The organism is Kosakonia sp. SMBL-WEM22, from assembly GCF_014490785.1.
In the GTDB taxonomy this organism is placed as follows: Bacteria; Pseudomonadota; Gammaproteobacteria; order Enterobacterales; family Enterobacteriaceae; genus Kosakonia.
This window is the reverse complement of the sequence record NZ_CP051488.1, coordinates 1,997,965-2,015,473: the sequence shown is the minus strand read 5'-3', so window position 1 is coordinate 2,015,473 and position 17,509 is coordinate 1,997,965. Positions and strand designations below refer to the sequence as shown.

14 protein-coding genes are annotated in these 17,509 nt (G+C 57.2%); 4 read left to right on the top strand and 10 right to left on the bottom strand.

From position 1 onward, the window contains the following. Positions 1-3 precede the first annotated feature (3 nt). From HF650_RS09500 to lolC, 6 genes are all read right to left on the bottom strand, one after another. Entirely contained in the window at positions 4-921 is a 918-nt protein-coding gene (locus tag HF650_RS09500; RefSeq protein ID WP_187802136.1) for a polyprenyl synthetase family protein, read from the bottom strand. Between the two features lie 253 nt (positions 922-1,174). Next, on the bottom strand, positions 1,175-1,996 hold the full coding sequence (gene cobB, locus HF650_RS09495; protein ID WP_187802135.1) for a Sir2 family NAD+-dependent deacetylase: 822 nt from the start codon (positions 1,994-1,996) through the stop codon (positions 1,175-1,177). 10 nt (positions 1,997-2,006) lie between these two features. Next, on the bottom strand, positions 2,007-2,924 hold the full coding sequence (nagK, locus tag HF650_RS09490; RefSeq protein WP_187802134.1) for an N-acetylglucosamine kinase: 918 nt from the start codon (positions 2,922-2,924) through the stop codon (positions 2,007-2,009). Between the two features lie 36 nt (positions 2,925-2,960). Next, a complete protein-coding gene (lolE, locus tag HF650_RS09485; protein ID WP_187802133.1) occupies positions 2,961-4,205 on the bottom strand; it encodes a lipoprotein-releasing ABC transporter permease subunit LolE in 1,245 nt (414 codons plus the stop codon). Then, entirely contained in the window at positions 4,205-4,906 is a 702-nt protein-coding gene (gene lolD / locus HF650_RS09480; protein WP_187802132.1) for a lipoprotein-releasing ABC transporter ATP-binding protein LolD, read from the bottom strand. Before lolD ends, lolE begins: the two co-directional genes overlap by 1 nt. Next, the gene (gene lolC / locus HF650_RS09475; protein WP_187802131.1) at positions 4,899-6,098 is read right to left on the bottom strand and encodes a lipoprotein-releasing ABC transporter permease subunit LolC; all 1,200 of its coding nucleotides are present in this window, start codon (positions 6,096-6,098) and stop codon (positions 4,899-4,901) included. The genes lolD and lolC overlap by 8 nt, the downstream gene beginning before the upstream one ends. 289 nt (positions 6,099-6,387) lie before the next feature. On the opposite strand from lolC, the gene HF650_RS09470 reads away from it, so the two are divergent. From HF650_RS09470 to HF650_RS09460, 3 genes are all read left to right on the top strand, one after another. Then, positions 6,388-7,461, top strand: a complete 1,074-nt coding sequence (locus HF650_RS09470; protein WP_187802130.1) for an acyltransferase family protein — start codon at positions 6,388-6,390, stop codon at positions 7,459-7,461. Positions 7,462-7,571: 110 nt separating this feature from the next. Further along, positions 7,572-11,018 (top strand): transcription-repair coupling factor, encoded by a 3,447-nt coding sequence (gene mfd, locus HF650_RS09465; RefSeq protein ID WP_187802129.1) that lies wholly within the window; start codon positions 7,572-7,574, stop codon positions 11,016-11,018. 919 nt (positions 11,019-11,937) lie between these two features. Further along, positions 11,938-12,903 carry a L,D-transpeptidase family protein gene (locus tag HF650_RS09460; RefSeq protein ID WP_187802128.1) on the top strand — a complete coding sequence of 322 codons (966 nt, stop codon included), beginning with the start codon at positions 11,938-11,940 and terminating at the stop codon, positions 12,901-12,903. 80 nt (positions 12,904-12,983) lie between these two features. On the opposite strand, the gene HF650_RS09455 is transcribed toward HF650_RS09460, so the two are convergent. Then, complete coding sequence (locus HF650_RS09455) at positions 12,984-13,241, bottom strand: YdgH/BhsA/McbA-like domain containing protein (protein ID WP_042715368.1); 258 nt, start codon at positions 13,239-13,241, stop codon at positions 12,984-12,986. A 240-nt stretch (positions 13,242-13,481) separates the two neighbouring features. On the opposite strand from HF650_RS09455, the gene HF650_RS09450 reads away from it, so the two are divergent. Further along, positions 13,482-14,117 carry a TetR/AcrR family transcriptional regulator gene (locus HF650_RS09450; RefSeq protein WP_187802127.1) on the top strand — a complete coding sequence of 212 codons (636 nt, stop codon included), beginning with the start codon at positions 13,482-13,484 and terminating at the stop codon, positions 14,115-14,117. Between the two features lie 521 nt (positions 14,118-14,638). On the opposite strand, the gene HF650_RS09445 is transcribed toward HF650_RS09450, so the two are convergent. The 3 genes from HF650_RS09445 to ycfP form a co-directional block, all read right to left on the bottom strand. Then, positions 14,639-15,178 carry a glycine zipper 2TM domain-containing protein gene (locus HF650_RS09445; RefSeq protein ID WP_187802126.1) on the bottom strand — a complete coding sequence of 180 codons (540 nt, stop codon included), beginning with the start codon at positions 15,176-15,178 and terminating at the stop codon, positions 14,639-14,641. 191 nt (positions 15,179-15,369) lie between these two features. Then, positions 15,370-16,674: an NAD(P)/FAD-dependent oxidoreductase gene (locus HF650_RS09440; RefSeq protein ID WP_187802125.1), complete on the bottom strand. Its 1,305-nt coding sequence runs from the start codon at positions 16,672-16,674 to the stop codon at positions 15,370-15,372. A 258-nt stretch (positions 16,675-16,932) separates the two neighbouring features. Next, positions 16,933-17,475, bottom strand: coding sequence for an alpha/beta hydrolase YcfP (gene ycfP, locus HF650_RS09435; RefSeq protein ID WP_187802124.1), 543 nt, complete (start codon positions 17,473-17,475; stop codon positions 16,933-16,935). Between the last annotated feature and the right edge of the window lie 34 nt (positions 17,476-17,509).

Genomic DNA, 17,509 nt, shown 5'->3' with positions numbered 1-17,509 from the left:
TCACTAGCACCCCGGCAGCGTCGTCGCCCGGCTCTCGCCAAACAGCGTCATCTGTTTATCGAACCAGGCGCGCATAAAGCGGCGCGTCGAAACCCCGCGCGGGCAGGCGGTGGCAAGGTGTTCATCGGCGCTACGCAGATGCTCGCTCAGGCGCTGATGCACAACTTCTGCGCCCAGCATCGCCACCAACGTCGATTTGCCATCATCTTTATTGAGATCTTTACCGGTGCCGTTCAGCCCGTCGGTGAGATCGTCCATCAGTTGAAAAGCTTGTCCGAGATCGAGGGCAAAAGAGCGCAGCCGCTCACGCACTTGCGGCGGAGCCTCAGCGGCAATCGCTGCCATCTGCAGCGTGGCATCAAATAAGCGGCTGGTTTTTAACTCATTGGTCAGTTGGATAGCTTCCGGGCTGCGCGCCTTGTCGCCCTCATGCAGATCGAGGAACTGCCCCTGCACCAACCCGTGGAGCCCAACGGCGGTGGAGAGTTCCGCCACCGCCGCCGATTTACAGGCGGGCGATAAACCCTGCGCCTCTGCCACCACGCCAAAGGCGCGGCTCAGCAGCGCAACGGCGGCGAGAATGGCGACATTTTCACCATACTGGCGGTGGATAGTTGGTCGCCCACGGCGCAGCGCGGCGTTATCCATACAGGGGATATCGTCCAGCATCAGCGAGGCGGCGTGCACCATTTCGACGGCACAGGCGAGATCGAGCAGCCCGCGCTGGTCAACCTCGCAGCCGAGATCGTCTGCGGCAAGCAGCAGCAGCAGCGGGCGGACGCGCTTGCCCGCCACCAGGGTGCCTTCGCGCATTGCGCAATAGATCTGATCCTGCTGCGCACCGGCGGGTAACAGCTGATCGAGACGTTGTTGCAGCGCGTCGCGTAAAGTCTGCAATTGGGCGTCGTGGTTGAGATTCATCGTGGCTGTCCCTCGTTATCCTTGAAGCGATGGCCGGGTAAATAAGTCAGAGCGTGAGGGCAGCGGTTAGCCTGCTGCGCTCGCCGGAGTGCGTAAAAAACTCCGCGCAGCCTGGGCGCTAATCTCTGCGGTGTCGTATTGGCAAAGCGTAGCGTAGATTGGGACATTTGCTCCGTAACGAGCGAATTCATAAGAATTTTTACATTATTACAACATAGCCGCCCGGTCAACCTTGCGCGACCGGGCGCGGCGCTTAGAGCCCTTTCAGCAGCTTGTCGACGTATGCCGGAACAACGTCACTGGCGAGGCCATACTGCTTCTCTTCAAACTCGCTGCCGACCTGGCTCGGTTCGAGGTTGAGTTCAACAGTATGTGCGCCGTGCAGCTTCGCCTCATGGACAAACCCGGCGGCGGGATAGACATGCCCGGAGGTGCCGATGGCGATAAAGAGATCCGCCATCGCCAGCGCGCTGTAGATCTCATCCATGCCGAGCGGCATTTCACCAAACCACACCACGTGGGGGCGCAGCGGCGCGGGGAACTGGCAGCAGTGGCACTTATCCTCTTCGGTGACGTCGCCGGTCCACTCCAGCACTTGCCCGCTCTGCGAACAGCGCACCTTCAACAGCTCGCCATGCATATGGATAATGTGCTGATTGCCCGCGCGCGCGTGCAGGTTGTCGATATTCTGCGTGATCAGCAAAAAGCGATCGCCCAGCGCCTCTTCCAGCTTCGCCAGCGCCAGATGGGCGGCGTTCGGCGCGATCTCCGGCTGCTGTAGCTGGCGGCGGCGATCATTATAGAAGCGCTGCACCAGCTGCGGATTACGGGCGAAGCCTTCCGGCGTCGCCACATCTTCCACATGATGCTCTTCCCAAAGGCCATCCGCGGCGCGGAAGGTTCGAATACCGGATTCAGCGGAGATCCCCGCCCCGGTTAAGACAACTACTCTTGGTTTTTCCATTACGTCATGCACCATTATGTCGCGGAAAAAGATTCGCTGGCGTAAGCGCTCGCGCAGGCGGCGCTTGTTGCGGCGAAAACGGCTGAGACGATGTGAACGTCGCGATTGCATGGGCATCCTCTCAGGAGTGGTCTGCAAGGTGAAGGAAGGCCGCGCCGCGCATACCGCCCGCGTCGCCGTGGCGCGCGCGTTCGATTCGGGGAACGTCGCCGGCCGGTAAAAGGTGCGGCGTGATGCGATCCGGCAACAGCCGGGTCAGCGCGCTGAAGTGGGATAATCCGCCGCCAATCACGATCAGATCCGGGTCGATAATCGTCAAAATATTCCCCAGGCAGAGTGCCAGCAACTCGACGTAGCGCTCAACGTGCGCCCGCGCGTTTGCCTCGCCCTGCTCCCAGCGCGCGATAATTTCCGGCGCTGTCAGAGTCTGATGATAGAAGTGTTGGTAGAGCCACGCAAAACCGCGGCCGGAGAGATAGTTCTCAATACAGCCGATATTGCCGCAGCCGCAGCGCAGAAGCGGGAAATCAAAACCCATCAGGGTGAGTGCATCGACGGGCAGACGGATATGGCCAAACTCGCCGGTGATAAAGCGCCGCCCGGGGATGGATTTGCCGTTAAACACCAGCCCGCCGCCGACGCCGGTGCCGAGAATTAACCCCATCACCAGCGGATAGCGGCAGAACTCCTCATCCCAGGCCTCTGAAAGGGTAAAACAGTTGGCATCGTTATCGATACGCACGTCGCGATCGAGCAGATGAGTGAGATCGCGGCGCAGCGCCTGCCCGCTGGCGGCGGGCAAATTGGCGGCATAGAGCGTGCCGTCGGCGGTTTCCGGCACGCCCGGAATGCCAATGCCGACGCTGCCCTTCACGCCGCTGCGGCGGTCGGCTTCCGCCACCAGCGCGGCGATAGCCTGCAGAAAGGCGTCGTAGCTTTGATGGGGCGTGGCAATACGCGTCTCCCACTGTAACCGCCGCCCGGCGTCAAAGAGGCCGAGCGCGATTTTACTGCCGCCAATATCAAACCCGTAGTGCATTGCCACTCCTTCGTTGTGGCGCCGTTACCCGCGGGATTACTGCCCGCTCAGCACCCTTGCCGGATCGATGTTGCTTGCGCGACGCGCCGGATACCAGCTCGCCAGCAGGCTCAACAGCAACGCCGTGACCAGCACGTACACCACATCCAGCGGATGGAGTTCCGACGGCAGGAAGTCGATAAAGTAGATGTCCCCCGACAGGAACTGATGGCCAATAAGCTTCTCAATACCGTTGATAATCGGCGTCAGCTGTAACGAAACAATGACGCCAATCACCGCACCGCAGAGGCTGCCAAACAGCCCCGCCAGCAGACCGTACCAGACGAAAATCGCCCGGATCAAGCCATCTTTCGCCCCCAGCGTACGCAGCACGGCGATATCGCCGCTCTTATCTTTCACCGCCATCACCAGCGTCGAGACGATGTTGAAGCAGGCGACGCCAATCACCAGCACCATCGCCAGATACATAATGGCGCGGATCATCTGGATATCGCGGTACATGTAGCCATATTTGCCGATCCAGCTTTTGATATAGACATAACTGTTGGTCACTTCGCCCGCGTCGCGCACCAGCTTTTGGGCGTTGAACACGTCGTTCACTTTAATGGCGATGCCGGTGACGCTGCTGCCCATATCGAGATAGTGCTGCGCATCTGCCAGCGGGATCATCGCGTAGTTGTGATCGAGCTGGCCGCTCAGTTGCAGAATACCGGTGACATGCAGGCGCACACGTTTCGGCTGCAACAATTTATGCGCATCGTCGGAGTTAGGGATCATGATCGAGACCCAGTCGCCCTGCTTCACTTTCAGCGCGTCTGCCACCCCTTTGCCAAGGATGATCTGCTGGGAGCCGGCGCTAAAGCCTTTCCACGCATCGCCCTGCACAAACTTCGGCAGCGCACTCAGCTGCATCTCCTGCGCTGGATCAACGCCTTTCACCTGGATGGCGCGCAGGTTCGCCCCGCTCTCCACCAGCCCGGTAAAGTTGATATAGGGCGCGGCAGCGGCAATACCCGGCACTTTCTGCACCTTGCCCAGCACCGTTTCCCAGCCGTTCCACGGCTGATTGACCGGCTCGATTTCACCGTGCGGCACTACCGCCAGAATGCGGTTGTTCAGCTCACGTTCAAAGCCGTTCATTGCGCTAAGGCCGACAATCAACACGGCTACACCGAGCGCAATGCCGACGGTGGAGATAACCGAGATCAGCGACACCATGCCGCTACGGCGGCGGCCGCGGCTAAAGCGCAGGCCGATTAATAATGACAGCGGGGATGCCATTACTCAGCCCCCATTAGGGTCAGTTCGGTCTTCAGATGGCCATCGCGCATCTCCAACTGGCGGTTCATGCGCTTCGCCAGGTGCAGATCGTGAGTGACCACCAGGAAAGCGGTGCCCTGGGCACGGTTCAACTCGCCGAGCAGTTCAAAGATACTGTCGGCGTTGCGGGCGTCGAGGTTGCCGGTCGGCTCATCCGCCAGCACCAGACGCGGGTTGTTAACCAGCGCGCGGGCAATAGCGACGCGCTGACGCTCGCCGCCGGAGAGCTCAGGGGGGCGATGGCTGGCGCGGTGCTCAAGGCCAACGGCGCGCAGCATTTCGCGGGCGCGGGAGTCGATCTCGGCCGGTTTTTTCTTGCCGATCAGCAGCGGCATCGCCACGTTTTCCAGCGCGGTAAAGTCCGGCAGCAGGTGGTGAAACTGGTAGATAAAACCCAGCTCCCGGTTGCGCAGTTCGGCCTTCGCGGTTGAGGAGAGTTTGCTCATCGGGCGGTCGCCAAAGATGACATCGCCGGAGGTTGGCGTATCCAGCCCGCCGAGCAGGTGCAGCAGCGTACTTTTCCCGGAGCCGGAGCTGCCGACAATCGCCATCAGCTCCCCTTCCGCCATGCTGAAGCTGACATTGTGCAGCACATCGGTCTGCACGCTGCCTTCCTGATAGCGTTTGCACAGGTTGTCGCATTGCAACAGGATCTTATTCATAACGTAAAGCCTCAGCGGGTTGAGTGGCGGCAGCGCGCCAGGAAGGGTAAAGCGTCGAAAGTAACGCGATGGCCATCGCCACCAGCGCAATGCCTACGACCTGCAGCGGATCGATCGCCACGGGCAGCGCGGCGCCGTCGAGCAGCGCGCCGATAATCGGCATTAAATTATTTAACTGGCTTGCCAGCAGTGCGCCCAGCCCGGCACCAAGCAGCGCACCGATAATCCCGGCGCTGGCCCCCTGCACCATAAACACCGCCATGATCTGGCGCGGCGTTAAGCCCTGGGTTTGCAGAATGGCGACCTCGCCCTGCTTCTCCATCACCATCAGGCCAAGCGAGGTGATGATGTTAAAGGCGGCAACGGCAACGATCAGGCTCAGCAGCAGCCCCATCATATTCTTCTCCATGCGCACCGCCTGGAAGAGCTCGCCTTTGCGATCGCGCCAGTCATGCCACTGGGTGCCTGCCGGCAGCGTTTGCTGGCTGAGCACATCCACTTTCAGTGGCTCATTGAGCCATAAACGCCAGCCGGTGATATTGCCCGCCGGGTAGCGCATCAGGCGCGAGGCGTCGTCGATATTGACCAGCATCTGGTACTCGTCCACCTCGCTGTTGGCGGCGAAGGTGCCGACCACGGTGAAGAGGCGCTGGCTCGGCAGACGCCCCATCGGCGTGAACTGGCTGGCGGAGGGCACCATCACGCGGATTTGATCGCCGCGGGTCACGCCCAGCTGGCTTGCCAGTTGTTCGCCGAGAATGATGTTGTATTTGCCCGCCTGCAGCTGGTTTTGCTGCACGTTGACCAAAAACGGCGTCAGCGGATCTTTCTGCGCCGGATCGATACCGAGCATTACGCCAACGGCGACGCTGCGCGCACTCTGCAGCACCACATCACCGGTGGTCAGCGGCGCAATACGCGACACGCCCTGCAGCTTGACGCTGCTGGCCGGAAGCTGTTGCGGGTTGAGCGAGCCTTTCTGGGTGGTCAACGTCGCCTGAGGCATCAGCCCAAGGATGTTGTTTTGCAGTTCGCGTTCGAAGCCGTTCATCACCGATAACACCGTCACCAGCGCCATAACGCCCAGGGTGATGCCAATGGTTGACAGCCAGGAGACAAAGCGGCCAAAGCGGTCCGCTGCGCGTCCGCGCATATAGCGCAGACCTATGAAGAGAGTGACAGGCTGATACATGAAATCCGTCTGGTTGCTGTGAGCAGAGTCAGGAGTATATAAGCGAAAGGTGAGAGCGTAAATGCGTGATACCGTAAGAATTCATCGGATTAATGTCAAAAAAAGTCGAAAAATCAATTTGCTACTTTAGCCAGACCGCCTGTCGCGCGCAGATAAATTAGCTTTCGGTCGATTTTTCACTCTCCACTTATTCCGAAAATGAATATATCCAGACTCTTTCCCGTTACATTCAGCGTTTGTATGGCCAGGATCTTTTGCCGGGATTATGGCAATAACAGGCACAAAACGAATGAAACAGAAAACTTTATGGATAAACCAAATAAAAGGACTTTGCATTTGCCTGGTGGTGATTTACCACTCGGTTATAACCTTTTATCCACATCTCTCGGTCTTCCAGCACCCCTGGTCAGAAACCCTCTCCAAGTGCTGGATCTACTTCAATCTCTATCTTGCGCCGTTCCGCATGCCGGTCTTCTTTTTCATCTCCGGCTTTCTGATCCGCCGCTATATCGATGATGTGCCATGGAAAGACGCTATCGATAAACGGATCTGGAGCATTGTCTATGTGCTGGCGCTGTGGGGCGTGTTGCAGTGGGTGGGCTTAAGCCATCTTAACGACTGGCTGGCGCCGGAGCGCGATCTGAGTAACTCGTCAAACGCCGCTTATGCCAGTAGTTGGCAAGGTTTTTTATATGGCATGCTAACCGCCACCACCAGCCTCTGGTATCTCTACGCGTTAGTGGTCTACTTCACGCTGTGTAAACTGCTCAGCCGTTGGAAAGTGCCGATGCTGGCACTGATGATTGTGGCGAGCCTGGCGATTAACTACCTGCCGCTGCCGTGGTGGGGAATGAACAGCGTCGTGCGCAATATGATCTTCTACAGCCTCGGGGCCTGGTACGGTATGCAGGTGATGGAGTTTGTTAAAACCGTCTCTCTGCGCCGCTACGCCCTGCTGTTTGCCGTCGCTGTGGTGGTGGCGTTTGGGCTGTGGATGTTTAATATGCCGCTGCCGCTCTGCCTGCTGTCGATTGTCGGCATCATGCGCCTCTTCCAGGAGATGGAGAAGCGCTTCCCGCCGAGCGAAAAGAGCCTGCTCAATGTGGTCGGCTCCAATACGCTGGCGATCTACACCACGCACCGAATTCTGGTTGAGGGTTTTAGCCTGGCGCTGATTAAACCCCTTAACGCCGGCGTCTGGCCGCCCGCCGTTGAACTGGCTGTGCTGCTTGTCTATCCGGCGGCGGTGCTGCTGATCTGTACGCTGGTCGGCCTGATGGTGCGCAAACTCTCCTCCGCGCTGTTTGGCGATCTCTTTTTCACCCCGCCAACAAAGCACCTTTCGACGGCGACAGCACGCTGACAGGGCGATTTCTTGGCTAAACTCACGTAATCACACATAATCCTCGTATTGCGTATCAAGGATATGCCCCCATAACGGGGGTATATCCATAATGAGATCTTCATATCCCCATGCCTGAACAATACCGTTATTCCCTGCCGTCAAAAGCGGGTGACCAGCGCCAGTTTGGCGAACTTACCGGCGCGGCCTGCGCCACCGAAGTGGCAGAAATCATTGAACGACACGCCGGTCCGGTTGTGCTTATCGCCCCTGATATGCAAAACGCGCTGCGTTTACATGATGAGATCGGCCAGTTTACCGACAACCTGGTGATGAACCTCGCGGACTGGGAAACGCTGCCCTACGACAGCTTTTCGCCGCACCAGGAGATTGTCTCTTCCCGTCTCTCCACCCTTTACCAGTTGCCCGCGATGCAGCGCGGCGTGCTGATTGTCTCAGTCAATACGCTCATGCAGCGCGTCTGCCCGCACAGCTATCTGCACGGTCACGCGCTGGTGATGAAAAAGGGGCAGCGTCTGTCGCGGGATCAGCTGCGCACGCAGCTTGATAGCGCCGGTTACCGTCACGTCGATCAGGTGATGGAGCATGGCGAATATGCCACTCGTGGCGCGCTGCTTGACCTCTTCCCGATGGGCAGCAGCCAGCCTTACCGCCTCGACTTCTTCGATGACGAGATTGACAGCCTGCGCCTGTTTGATGCCGATACCCAGCGCACGCTGGAAGAGGTGGAGGCGATTAACCTGCTTCCAGCCCATGAGTTTCCGACCGATAAGGGCGCCATCGAGCTTTTCCGCAGCCAGTGGCGGGATAAGTTCGAGGTGAAGCGCGACGCGGAGCATATCTATCAGCAGGTGAGCAAAGGCACCCTGCCCGCCGGGATCGAATATTGGCAGCCGCTCTTTTTTAGCGAGCCGCTGCCGCCGCTCTTCAGCTACTTCCCGGCGAATACGCTGCTGGTGAACACCGGCGATCTGGAAGCCAGCGCCGAGCGTTTCCAGCAGGATGCACAGGCGCGCTATGAGAACCGCGGCGTGGATCCGATGCGCCCGCTGTTACCTCCGGAAGCACTCTGGCTGCGGGTTGATGCGCTGTTTAGTGAACTGAAGAAGTGGCCGCGCATTCAACTTAAAAACGAGCAGGTGGCGGATAAAGCGGGCCAGATTAACCTCGGTTATCAGAGCCTGCCGGATCTCTCGGTGCAGGCGCAGCAGAAGTCGCCGCTGGATAATCTGCGTAAGTTCCTTGAGTCCTTCAGCGGCCCGGTGGTCTTCTCTGTTGAGAGCGAGGGGCGTCGCGAAGCGCTGCTCGAACTGCTGGCGCGTATCAAAGTTGCGCCAAAACGCGCGCTGCGTCTGGATGATGCCAGCGCGCCGGGCGCGTGGCTGATGATCGGTGCCGCCGAGCGCGGGTTTATTGATACGCTGCGCAACCGGGCGCTGATTTGCGAAGGCGATCTGCTGGGCGAGCGCGTTGCGCGCCGCCGCCAGGATACGCGCCGTACCATCAACCCGGACACGCTGATTCGCAACCTGGCGGAGCTGCATGATGGCCAGCCGGTGGTGCACTTTGAGCACGGCGTCGGGCGTTATGCCGGGATGACAACGCTGGAAGCGGGCGGCATCACCGCAGAGTACCTGATGCTGACCTATGCCAACGACGCCAAACTCTACGTTCCGGTCTCGTCGCTCCATCTCATCAGCCGCTATGCGGGTGGTGCGGAGGAGAATGCGCCGCTGCATAAACTGGGCAGTGATGCCTGGACACGCGCGCGGCAAAAAGCGGCGGAGAAGGTGCGCGACGTGGCGGCGGAGCTGCTGGATATCTACGCCCAACGCGCGGCAAAATCGGGCTTCGCTTTCAAACACGATCGCGAGCAATACCAGCTCTTTTGCGATGGTTTCCCCTTCGAAACTACCCCGGATCAGGCGCAGGCGATCAATGCTGTACTGAGCGATATGTGCCAGCCGCTGGCGATGGATCGACTGGTGTGCGGCGATGTCGGCTTCGGTAAAACCGAAGTGGCGATGCGCGCCGCCTTCCTCGCTATCGAGAACAATAAGCAAGTGGCGGTGCTGGTGCCAACCACCCTGCTCGCCCAGCAGCACTTCGATAATTTCCGCGACCGTTTTGCCAACTGGCCGGTGCGCATTGAGATGCTGTCGCGTTTTCGCAGCGCCAAAGAGCAGGCGCAGATCCTTGAGCAGGCCGCCGAAGGGAAGATCGACATTCTGATCGGCACGCATAAGTTGCTGCAAAGCGATGTGAAACTGAATGATTTGGGGCTGCTAATCGTCGATGAGGAGCACCGTTTCGGCGTGCGGCATAAAGAGCGTATCAAAGCGATGCGCGCCGACGTTGATATCCTGACGCTCACCGCGACGCCGATCCCGCGCACGCTGAATATGGCGATGAGCGGCATGCGCGATCTGTCGATTATTGCCACACCTCCCGCGCGTCGTCTGGCGGTGAAAACCTTTGTTCGTGAATATGACAACCTGGTGGTGCGCGAGGCGATCCTGCGTGAAGTGCTGCGCGGCGGCCAGGTTTACTACCTCTATAACGATGTGGAGAACATCCAGAAAGCGGCCGACCGGCTGGCGGAGCTGGTGCCGGAAGCGCGTATCGCCATCGGTCACGGCCAGATGCGCGAGCGCGAGCTGGAGCGGGTGATGAATGATTTCCACCACCAGCGGTTCAACGTGCTGGTCTGCACCACCATTATCGAAACCGGGATCGATATTCCCACCGCCAATACCATCATCATTGAGCGCGCCGACCACTTTGGCCTGGCGCAGTTGCACCAGCTACGCGGTCGCGTCGGACGTTCGCACCACCAGGCCTACGCCTGGCTGCTGACACCGCATCCGAAAGCGATGACCACCGATGCGCAAAAACGCCTTGAGGCGATTGCGTCGCTGGAGGATCTGGGCGCTGGTTTTGCGCTGGCAACCCACGATCTGGAGATCCGCGGCGCGGGCGAACTGCTCGGCGAGGATCAGAGCGGGCAGATGGAGACCATCGGTTTCTCGCTCTATATGGAGCTGCTGGAGAATGCAGTCGATGCCCTGAAAGAGGGGCGTGAGCCGTCGCTGGAGGATCTTACCAGCCAGCAAACGGAGGTGGAGTTACGCATGCCTGCCCTGCTGCCGGATGATTTCATTCCTGATGTGAATACGCGCCTCTCGTTCTATAAGCGCATCGCCAGCGCGAAAGATGAGAACGCGCTCGAGGAGATTAAGGTGGAGCTGATTGACCGCTTTGGCCTGCTGCCGGACGCCGCGCGCAATCTGCTTGATATTGCCATGTTGCGCCAGCAGGCGCAGAAGCTGGGGATCCGCAAGCTGGAGGGGAATGATAAAGGCGGCCTGATTGAGTTTAACGAGAAGAATCACGTTAACCCGGCGTGGCTGATTGGGCTTCTGCAGAAGCAGCCGCAGCACTTCCGCCTGGATGGCCCGACGCGGCTGAAGTTTTTCCAGGAGTTGAGCGAGCGGAAAACCCGCATGGAGTGGGTGCGCAACTTTATGCAGCAGCTGGCGGAGAATGCCGTCGCCTGACGGCGTTTTAGTGCCTCTGCGCGCTGTTTTGCCGGATGGCGGCGTGGCCTTATCCGGCCTACGGATCGTGCGCTTTTGTAGGCCTGATAAGCGCAGCGCCATCAGGCATGTTTTTGGAAGCCAGGGTTAATCCCCTGCCCGCCTTATTGCCGGATGGCGGCGTTGCCTTATCCGGCCTACGGGATCGTGCGCTTTTGTAGGCCTGATAAGCGCAGCGCCATCAGGCATGTTTTTGGAAGCCAGGGTTAATCCCCTGCCCGCCTTATTGCCGGATGGCGGCGTGGCCTTATCCGGCCTACGGTTCGTGCGCTTTTGTAGGCCTGATAAGCGCAGCGCCATCAGACATGTTTTGGAAGCCAGGGTTAATCCCCTGCCCGCCTTATTGCCGGATGGCGGCGTGGCCTTATCCGGCCTACGGATCGTGCGCTTTTGTAGGCCTGATAAGCGCAGCGCCATCAGACATGTTTTGGAAGCCAGGGTTAATCCCCTGCCCGCTTTATGCCGGATGGCGGCGTGGCCTTATCCGGCCTACGGGATCGTGCGCTTTTGTAGGCCTGATAAGCGCAGCGCCATCAGGCATGTTTTTGGAAGCCAGGGTTAATCCCCTGCCCGCCTTATTGCCGGATGGCGGCGTGGCCTTATCCGGCCTACGGTTCGTGCGCTTTTGTAGGCCTGATAAGCGCAGCGCCATCAGGCATGTTTTGGAAGCCAGGGTTAAACTCCTGCCCGCCTTATTGCCGGATGGCGGCGTTGCCTTATCCGGCCTAGGGTTCGGCTGTCTTTGTTCCGGCATCCGCATGCTTTTTTGTAATATTTACAAATGCTTTGCAATAACCAGGGTTTCCCGACGAACCCGATGAGCATAATCCTATTGAGTTGTCTTATAGAAATAACCTTATGATTTACATGGATTATAATCATGTGCAAAATGTCGCGCCTCGCTCACTGGATGACGCTGTTCGCCGTCGCCGCTACGCTTATCTTCGCCTTGCCCGCCCGGGCAAATACCTGGCCGCTGCCGCCTTCGGGCAGCAAGCTGGTAGGCGAAAACCGTTTCCACATTGTCGAGAACGATGGCGGTTCGCTGGAGGCGATCGCCAAAAAGTATGACGTTGGCTTCCTGGCACTGTTACAGGCCAACCCCGGTATCGACCCCTTCGTGCCGCGTGCCGGCAGCGTTGTTACCATCCCGCTGCAAACGCTGCTGCCGGATGTACCGCGCAGAGGAATAGTTATCAACCTCGCCGAGCTGCGTCTTTACTACTACCCTCCCGGGAAAAACGTAGTCACCATCTACCCGATCGGCATTGGCCAACTGGGCGGCGATACCCTGACGCCGACGATGGTCACCACCGTATCCGATAAACGCGCCAATCCGACCTGGACGCCGACAGCCAATATCCGCGCTCGCTACAAAGCACGCGGGATTGATCTGCCGCCGGTAATGCCAGCCGGGCCAGATAACCCGATGGGCCATCATGCGATTCGCCTGGCCGCTTTCGGTGGCGTTTACCTGCTGCACGGCACCAATGCCGATTTTGGCATCGGAATGCGCGTCAGCTCCGGGTGTATTCGCCTGCGCGATAGCGATATTGCCGCGCTGTTTGCTGCGGTCAGCCCCGGTACGCCGGTCAATATCATCAATACGCCGATCAAAGCCTCGGTTGAGCCAGACGGCACGCGGCTGGTGGAGGTGCATCAGCCGCTTTCCGAATCGATCAATGACGATCCGAAAACGCTACCGATCCCGCTCAATGCGGCGATAAAGGCGTTCCAGGCCGATGCGCAAAGCGATGCGGCGGTGATGGAACAGGCTATTGAGCTGCGCTCGGGTATGCCGGTGGACGTGACCAAACATGCGCAAGAGAGTATGCAAGCGATGTAACGCCCGCGCATAAACAAAAAGGCCCTGCACGTTGTGCAGGGCCTTTTTTATTGCAGTGGCGTAGCTCGAGGGTGGTGAGCTTATTTGTAAAGCACTGCGGTACCGTGCAGGCGATCGGAGCCGGTCACGGAGGTGATGCGGTAAGAGGACGCGCCCAGCTGTTCGGCTTTCTCAGCCACTTTTTTCTCAACGGATGCGAGGTTGGTGCTGCCGGTCACGCCGATGGCGGTCAGCTCCTGCTGCCCGGCCGGTGCGGACTGCACCTCAACGGCGGCAAAGCTGGCAAATGAGAGAGTACTTAAAACAGCGGCGGTAAACAGCGTGTTGATGGTTTTCATAATGATTGTCCTGATGCAGGTGAATGGAGGTCGTTAGCATTAAGTTAACGATCGATAGTTAAATCATAAGTGTGATCTATATCACCCGTCAATATTTTTTTATAACGCTCATTAACTAATTTAATTAGTGCTTAATTTTCATAAACATATGATTTATTAATATGTGCGGTTTTGCGGCTGGTCATTCACCAGGATTATTTTTATAATGGGTCTTCAACAAACCAACCAAGAAGCGGCTCTATGACCAGTGAAGTCAGCAGTTGTACGAAAAAAAGCCGTGGCCGACCGAAAGTGTTCGACAGGGAAGCGGCGCTCGATAAAGCCATGACGCTATTTTGGCAGCATGGCTATGAAGCCACATCACTCTCCGATCTGGTAGAAGCCACCGGTGCGAAAGCGCCGACGCTCTACGCAGAGTTCACCAATAAAGAGGGGCTGTTTCGCGCGGTCCTCGACCGCTATATCGCCCGGTTCGCCAGGCAGCATGAAGCGTTGCTTGAGTGTGAAGAGAAGCCCGTGGAACAGGCATTACTGGACTATTTTTCAGCTATCGCGAAGTGCTTTACCAGCACCGATACGCCAGCGGGCTGCTTTATGATTAACACCTCCGCCACGCTTGCCGCCTCGTCGCAGGAGATTGCGAAGACGATTAAAACGCGTCATGCCCGCCAGGAGGAGACATTGCAGCACTTTCTCGCGCAGCGGCGGGTGAAGGGCGAGATCCCAACAGGCGTTGATATCACCGCTCTCGCGCAATTTCTTGGCTGCATCTTGCAGGGGATGTCTATTAGCGCACGCGAAGGTGCCAGCGTTGAGAAGCTACTGCAAATTACCCGCACCACCCTGCGCTTGTGGCCAGATTTGATCAAAGCGTAATAAAAAAATGAGACGGATTTCCGTCTCATTTCGTCTCTGTGATAGTGATTACACAATTCAACAATAGGTAAAAACTATCAGCCAATTTCCCGGCTTTGCTATGCTTAATTGTGATTATTGCATCGCTAATCATTGTCGGCGGCAATATAAAACAATAAGTATGTTATTACAGTTTCACTGTTTCCCTTACTCTCACTCTACGCGTTGTACCGATCGCTTTTTTATGAGGATAAAGGGTCTTTTACTGACTAATCACATGCAGAAGGAAAATGGAAATGATTTTGCTATTACCATTCATCAAAGTGTTAATAGTAATTACATTGTTATTTAGTCTGTGGGTCTTGCTGGGTGGCTCCGTACTGTTTGCATTTGTCTCTGTCCTCATTACCGGATTGCTGGTTGTTCGCCAACAAGACTTTATCTAACGACGAAAAAGCCTCGCGTCATGTGAGGCTTTTTTATGGCAAAAAAAGGCTCCTCAGCCTGAGCGATGAGGAGCCAATATGCAGAGTACTGCTTTTTTATGCTTTGTTATTCAGGATCAGCTGACCGTTGTTATCCAGCGGGATCTGGGTGCCAGGATCTTTATCCATACGGATTTTCCCCTGCTGGTCGCCAATTTTATAAGTCACGTCATAACCGAGCATTTTTTCCGATTTGTCATATACGGTGCTGCAACGTTGCTGGGTGGTTGTGTAGGTATCCCTCTCCTGCATGCCACCCTGAATCTGGTTCCCGGCATAGCCGCCGCCTAGCGCGCCAACGACAGTCGCCACGTCGCGCCCGCGTCCGCCACCAAACTGATGGCCAAGCACACCGCCTGCTACCGCGCCCAGTACGGAACCGGTAATACGGTTCTCATCCTGCACCGGACGACGATGCGTTACTGTGACATTCCGACACGCCTGACGCGGTGTCTTCACCGTCTCTTTGATCGGCGTTGCCGAAACCACCTGCGCATATTGCGGCCCACGATCGAACACATTGAGGCTGGCGACTGCGGCAACGCCCAGTGCAGCGGCCACGCCAATACCGATACCCGCTAACATTGATTTATTCACAGGATTCTCTCCCTGGTTGGCTATTGGTAATAATTTTGCAATGGTGCAAGAGGTCAGCCAATCAGAAATCGCGCAAAAATAGGGGTTCGGATGGTGAAAGCGAAGTTATTCAGAGTTGTCCGAGCGCTAAAGGCACATCAGGCAGAGGGATATGCTGCTCCCGCGCCAAAAGGCGGAGAGCAGCAGAAGGATCAGTGGAGCTTAAGGCGCGGGCGGATCACGCGGTTAATACTGCCCACCACCATCATCAGTCCGGTTTTGAAGTAACCGTGCAGCGCCACCTGGTGCATGCGGTAGAGGGAGATGTAAACGAAGCGCGCAATACGCCCTTCGACCATCATTGAGCCGCGCATCAGATTGCCCATCAGACTACCGACCGTGGAGAAGTTGGAGAGTGATACCAACGATCCGTGATCTTTATAGACGTAATCCTTCAGCGGCTTGCCTTTGATCTGCGCGAGGATGTTGTGCAGCGCAAGGCTCGCCATCTGATGCGCAGCCTGGGCGCGCGGCGGTACAAAACCGCCTTCAGGGCGCGCACAGGAGGCGCAGTCGCCAATCGCGTAGATATCCGGGTCGCGCGTGGTTTGCAGCGTCTGCTCTACCACCAGCTGGTTAATGCGGTTGGTCTCAAGGCCGCCAATCTCTTTCATAAAGTCTGGCGCTTTGATGCCTGCGGCCCACACCATCAGATCGGCCTGAATATACTCACCCTCTTTGGTATGCAGACCGCCGTCGTCGGCGCTGGTAACCATCGTCTGTGTGAGAACACGCACGCCCATTTTGGTCAGCTCGTTATGGGCCGCACCCGAAATACGCGGCGGCAGCGCAGGCAGAATGCGCTCGCCCGCTTCCACCAGCGTCACGTTCAGCGCCTCGTTGGTCAGCCCTTTATAGCCGTAGCTGTGCAGCTGTTTGACCGCGTTATGCAGTTCGGCTGAGAGCTCAACGCCCGTTGCCCCGCCGCCGACAATCGCGATATTCACTTTGCCGTTTGCGCCAAGATTAGCGGAGTATTTGAGGAACAGATTGAGCATCTCTTGATGGAAACGACGCGCCTGGTGCGGATTGTCGAGGAAGATGCAGTGCTCTTTCACGCCCGGAGTGTTGAAGTCGTTGGAGGTGCTGCCTAGCGCCATCACTAGCGTGTCATACGCCAGCTTGCGCTCCGGTACCAGCAGATCGCCCTTCTCGTCACGCAGCTCAGCCAGCGTCAGCGTTTTGCTTTCGCGGTTAATGTCGATAACGGAACCGAGCTGGAACTGGAAATGGTGATTACGCGCGTGCGCAAGGTAGCTCAGGGCATCAACGCCCTCATCGAGGGAGCCGGTCGCCACTTCATGCAGCAGGGGCTTCCATAAATGGCTGTGATTGCGATCCACGAGGGTGATTTTCGCTTTTTTACCGCGCCCCAGCTTCTTGCCCAACTGCGTTGCCAGCTCAAGCCCGCCAGCACCACCGCCTACAATCACGATTTTTTTCAATGGTGTAGTCAAAGTGACCCCCTAAAATATTAACCAATTGTTAACTAAAAGTTATAAAAATAGCCCTTAATTAACAATGGTTTACGAGCTGGCAACCAGGCATTGACCACGAGAATATCACGAACGGTTCAATGGTCATACCAAAATTGATATACATCAAGTTTTGCTGCCGCAAAGATGAGCAAGTGTAGCCGTAGCAGCGCAAGTTACGCGCTAATGAGCGGAAAAAGGGAAGCTGCGGCAGGGGGACACCTGCCGCTAAGAGAGGGATTAACCGAGGGTTTTAAACGCTTTGATACGCTGCAGATGGGGTGAGATGTTTTTGAATTTATGGGACTGCGCTTCGTCCCAGACAATCTCGTAATAGTGGTGCAGCTCATTTGAAGTGCGCTGGCTATCCAGCGCTTCATCCCGACGTGAGAGAATGACCAGGCAGCGATCGCGGTTCTTTTCACGAAAACTGGCGACGCACTTGGTGGCGATATCCCGGTACTCTTCCGGCCGGTCAATCTTCCCTTCCATATTTTCATAAGGGAAGAGATTGGGGTTGAAGATCACCTGGCGGATATCGCAGAGAAAACCGATGCGCTCCGCCCAGTAACCGCCCAGACCGACGCCGCAGATCAGCGGGCGCTCATCGACGTTAAGCTGCAGCATCTTATCCACCTCTTTGAGCAGATGCTGCATATCATGTTTCGGATGCCGGGTGCTGTAGCTAATCAGCCGGACATCGGGGTCGATAAACTGCAGTTGCAGCACCTTTTCGTGGTTACCGGGGCTGTTCGAGTCAAAACCGTGTAAATAGATAATCATGGTATCCTCACCACTTCGACGGTTTGTCCGCAGG